Raw genomic sequence first — 1883 nt, 5'->3', positions numbered from 1 at the left:
ACCCCCCCACAGCCCGTTCGCGGGCACCTGACTTCAAAAACTCAACACCTCACCCCACCACATGTCATATAGCGGGCATGTGATCGAAAGGAACACAGAGTGCTCATTGCACAGCGTCCCACACTGACCGAGGAAAAGATCGCCGAGGACCGCAGCCGATTCATCATCGAGCCGCTCGAGCCCGGCTTCGGCTACACCATCGGAAACGCACTGCGTCGCAGCCTTCTCTCGTCGATCCCCGGCGCAGCCGTGACCAGCATCCGCCTCGACGGCGTGCTGCACGAGTTCAGCACCATCCCCGGCGTGAAGGAGGATGTCACCGAGATCATCCTCAACATCAAGCAGCTCGTCGTCTCGTCGGAGCGCGACGAGCCGATCACGGCGTACCTGCGCAAGACCGGTGCCGGTGAAGTGACCGCCGCTGACATCTCGGCTCCGGCCGGTGTCGAGGTCCACAACCCCGAGCTCGTCATCGCCACGCTCAACGACACCGCGAAGTTCGAGCTCGAGCTCACGATCGAGCGTGGCCGCGGCTACGTGTCGGCGCCCCAGAACCGCAACGAGTACGCCGAGGCCGGGCAGATCCCCGTCGACTCGATCTACTCGCCGGTCCTCAAGGTCAGCTACCGCGTCGAGGCGACTCGCGCCGGTGAGCGCACCGACTTCGACAAGCTGATCCTCGACGTCGAGACGAAGAACAGCATGCTCCCGCGCGACGCCGGCGCGTCGGCCGCGAAGACCCTGACCGAGCTGTTCGGTCTGGCCCGCGAGCTGAACGTCGAGGCCGAGGGCATCGAGATCGGCCCGGCACCTGTGGAGCCTGTGCTCTCCAGCGAGCTGTCGATGCCGATCGAGGACCTCGACCTTTCGGTCCGTTCGTACAACTGCCTCAAGCGCGAGGGCATCAACACGGTGTCCGAGCTCGTGGCACTGTCCGAGACGCAGCTCATGAACATCCGCAACTTCGGCCAGAAGTCGGTCGACGAGGTGCGCGACAAGCTCATCTCGCTCGGTCTGTCGCTCAAGGATTCGGTGCCCGGTTTCGACGGCGCCCACTTCTACGGCGCAGGCGAAGACGAGTCCTTCTGACCTTCCCGAAATTCTGACCAGGAGTTAGATCAATATGCCTAAGCCCACCAAGGGTCCCCGCCTCGGAGGCGGCCCCGCCCACGAGCGTCTGCTGCTTGCCAACCTCGCCGCTGCGCTCTACACCCACAAGTCGATCAAGACGACCGAGACCAAGGCCAAGCGTCTTCGTCCGCTCGCTGAGCGCCTGATCACGTTCGCCAAGCGCGGCGACCTGCACGCCCGTCGCCGGGTGCTGTCGATCATCGGTGACAAGGAAGTCGTGCACATCCTGTTCTCCGAGATCGCGCCGCAGGTGGCCGACCGCGAGGGTGGCTACACCCGCATCACGAAGGTCGGAAACCGCAAGGGCGACAACGCCCCCATGGCCGTGATCGAGCTCGTCCTCGAGCCCGTCACCCCGAAGAAGAAGGCGACGGCCAAGGCTGCGCCGAAGGCCGAGAAGGCGCCCAAGGCTGAGGAGGCCCCCAAGGCCGATGCAGCTGCCGACGCCGGTGCAGAGTCGCAGGAAGAGGGCGAAGCCGCTGAGTCGGCTGCCGCTGCTGCGCTCGTCGACGGCGGCTTCGGTGCCGACTCCGCCGCTCCGAACGAGGACGGCTCCGCACCTGAGGGCTTCGACATCAAGGGCAACAAGGACTCGATGAAGTTCCACCGTCCCGACGGACAGTGGTACGACGCGACCGTCGCCGAGGTCTGGTTCCGCACCGCCGAGGCCGCTGAGGCCGCTGGATTCGTCGAGGCCGGCAAGTAATACGCCGCCTCGGAGTTCTTCCGCACAGAAGGGCCCCCCTCCCGAA

At 65.3% G+C, this 1883-nt stretch carries 2 protein-coding genes; both read left to right on the top strand.

Features of this window, described 5'->3' with window-relative positions; translation table 11 throughout:
- The first annotated feature begins 99 nt into the window (after nucleotides 1-99).
- Entirely contained in the window at nucleotides 100-1089 is a 990-nt protein-coding gene (locus tag ACNPNP_RS02755) for a DNA-directed RNA polymerase subunit alpha (protein ID WP_448964552.1), read from the top strand.
- A gap of 34 nt (nucleotides 1090-1123) precedes the next feature.
- On the top strand, nucleotides 1124-1837 hold the full coding sequence (rplQ, locus tag ACNPNP_RS02750; protein ID WP_448964551.1) for a 50S ribosomal protein L17, sunset domain variant: 714 nt from the start codon (nucleotides 1124-1126) through the stop codon (nucleotides 1835-1837).
- Nucleotides 1838-1883 lie beyond the last annotated feature (46 nt).

The organism is Microbacterium xerophyticum (genome assembly GCF_053543555.1).
Note: the sequence above shows the minus strand (reverse complement) of the source record. Positions and strands in the feature narration are given on the sequence as shown.

Coding starts and splice junctions, on each gene's coding strand:
- rplQ (WP_448964551.1), top strand. CDS start 1,124: ATGCCTAAGCCCACCAAGGGTCCCCGCCTCGGAGGCGGCCCCGCCCAC.